Source organism: Devosia insulae DS-56, from assembly GCF_000970465.2.
Lineage (GTDB): Bacteria > Pseudomonadota > Alphaproteobacteria > Rhizobiales > Devosiaceae > Devosia_A > Devosia_A insulae.
The window spans coordinates 1-2,561 of sequence record NZ_LAJE02000136.1 but is presented as its reverse complement, the minus strand read 5'-3'; the positions used below and the strand labels follow the sequence as shown (position 1 = coordinate 2,561).

Sequence of the window (2,561 nt, the reverse complement as noted above, 5' to 3'; positions counted from 1 at the left end):
CTTCGCTGGTCCCCCTCCCCCGCCGCGCGGGGGAGGATCAAGGAGAGGCCGGCGGTCCGCCCCATCCTACTCCGGCAATGCATCGAGTTCGGGCCAGCCATCTGGAGTCCATCTGAGGGGCGAGAACTGGAGTTTGGATACGCCCAGATCATCCCCATCGTAAAAGTGGTAGGCGAGCATCTCGCCCTTTGAAGTGACGATGGCTTCCTGCCCGCCGGGGCCGATGAAACGGCCGGTCTTGCCGAGGAGCAGGGTGCCGCCGCCCTGGAGCATCGGTTTGCCGTCGCGATCTAGATAAGGGCCGGTCACCGCGTCGGCGCGGCCAACGCGCATGTTGTAGGTGCTGTCGAGCTGCTTGCAGCACTGGTCGAACGACACGAACAGGTAGAACTTCCCGGCATGCTCGAGAATGCTGGCTGCCTCGATGCCGGCGCCCTGGCGCGAGGCGAGGTCATAGGTCGGGGTATCCGCAGTGAGGAGCTTGCCGCTCTGCGGATCGAGCTCCCGCATCTTGATGCCGTCCCAGAACGAGCCATAGGCGAGAAAGGCGCGGCCGTCGTTCAGGTCGATGCGCCAGGGGTCTATGGCGTTCCAGTTGTCCTTGCCGTTGGATTTGAGCACCAGGCCCTGATCCTCCCAGCCCTCGCCCGGCTTATCGGGATCGAGCGCGGCGTTGGTCATCAGCCCGATGGCGCTGGTGTTGATGCCGAACGAGGACACCGAATAGTAGAGGTTCCAGGTGTCGCCGTGCCTGCTGACCGAGGGCGCCCAGATGTTGAGCGACTGGTAGCCGAGTTCCTTCCGCTCCCATTTGGGGACGCCCTTGCCGATCGATCCGGCGTCGGTCCAGGCGATCCCATCTGGCGAGGTCTTGGCGCGAATGGCGCCGCGATAGAGCCCGCCTTCCTGTCCGGTCTGGAAGGCGACGAATTTGCCGTCGACCTCGATCACCGTGGGGTCGTGGATCTTCACATCGCCGGTCAGCGTCGGCTGCACATCCGCGGCCAGCGCCGGCGCAGCGAGGCCACAGAGCAGCGCAGCCACCGCAAGGGATCGAAACATCGCACTCCTCCTGGGCAGCGAATGGCGGGTAGCGAATAGCGAATAGCCAAAAGTTGACAAGGGCGAATGGGATGCACTCGGTCGCTACTCGCACCCGATCACGCGATCGCGAACACGTGGGTAACGCGATCTTAATTTCGTTCAGGAGAATAGACACAAACCGTCGGCCAATTGTGCCGGCAGATCGGCCCGGCGTTCTATCAGGGTCGCCCCTCTTGTGCAGAGGCGCTTCATGTACCGCGTAAACAAGCTCATCGAATTCTCTGTTTCCCGTCGTAGTTTTGGTATCGGCGCTGCGGCGCTGATCGCTTCGTCGGCGTTCACGCCGGCCTTCGCCAGCGTCGGTGGCTTCGTCGACCAGACCTGGCAGCGGGCCAAGGCGCGCGGCGTGTCGAAGCGGGTGTTCGACATCGCGATGGGCGATTTCAAGCCGATCGGTTCGGTGCTCGAGCTCAGCAAGAAGCAGCCCGAGTTTGTCTCGACCGCCGCCGACTATGTGGTGAAGCGGGTCAGCGACGCGCGCATCGGCACCGGGCACGAAATGCGGGGCGAATGGGCCAAGACGCTGAAGGCAGTGAGCGAGCGCTACGGCGTGCAGGGCGAGATCATCCTCGCCATCTGGGGCATCGAGACCAATTTCGGCGGGTTCCTGGGCGGCACCAACACGGTGCATGCGCTGGCGACGCTGGCCTATGGCGGCTATCGCACCGATTTCTTCGGCTCTGAGCTGATCACCTCGCTCGAGATCCTCGAGGGCGGACACGTGCGCGCCAAGGACATGGTCGGCTCGTGGGCCGGCGCCATGGGCCTGCCGCAGTTCATGCCGTCGAGCTTCATGAAGTACGCCGTCGACTTCAAGGGCGATGGCCACAAGGACATCTGGGGCTCGGTGCCGGACGCACAGGCTTCGATCGCCAACTACCTTAAGTCGTTCGGCTGGCGGGCAGGAGAAACCTGGGGTTACGAGGTAAAGCTCGCACGCGACTTCAACTACCAGAACGTCTGGCAAGGCCTGACCGCGACCCTGGGCGACTGGCGCGGCGTCGGCGTCGTCCGCGCCAACGGCAAGCCGTTCCCGCGCGACAGCGATACGGCCAAGCTCTACATGCCGATGGGCGGCAACGGCCCGGTGTTCGCGGTGCTGCCGAATTTCGGGGTGATCAAGCGCTACAACAATTCCGACAGCTACGCGCTGGCCGTCGGCCACCTCGCCGACCGGATCCTCGGCGGCAAGGGCTTTTCGGTCGCCTGGCCGAAGGACACCGCGCTCAATGCCGATGGCCGGAAGCAGGTGCAGGCGAAGCTCTTGAAGAAGGGCTACGAGATCGGCAAGCCCGATGGCGAGATCGGGCCGAAGACGCGTGCCGCAGTGATCGACTGGCAGACACGCTCCGGGCTGCTGCCGGATGGGCATGTGTCGGGGAATCTGCTGAACGCGCTGAGCTGAGGCGGCGGTTCTCGACTTGATGGCCGGTGCGGGCTGACCCCCACCCCTGTCC

Annotated in this window: 2 protein-coding genes; one reads left to right on the top strand and one right to left on the bottom strand. The window is 64.4% G+C overall.

The genetic code is table 11. The features are described from left to right. Window positions 1–66: 66 nt before the first annotated feature. A complete protein-coding gene (locus tag VW23_RS08315) occupies window positions 67–1,062 on the bottom strand; it encodes an arabinan endo-1,5-alpha-L-arabinosidase (protein WP_069909110.1) in 996 nt (331 codons plus the stop codon). Between the two features lie 232 nt (window positions 1,063–1,294). Here VW23_RS08315 and VW23_RS08310 point away from each other — a divergent pair, with 232 nt between their 5' ends. Beyond that, window positions 1,295–2,509: a lytic murein transglycosylase gene (locus tag VW23_RS08310; RefSeq protein WP_069909109.1), complete on the top strand. Its 1,215-nt coding sequence runs from the start codon at window positions 1,295–1,297 to the stop codon at window positions 2,507–2,509. Window positions 2,510–2,561 lie beyond the last annotated feature (52 nt).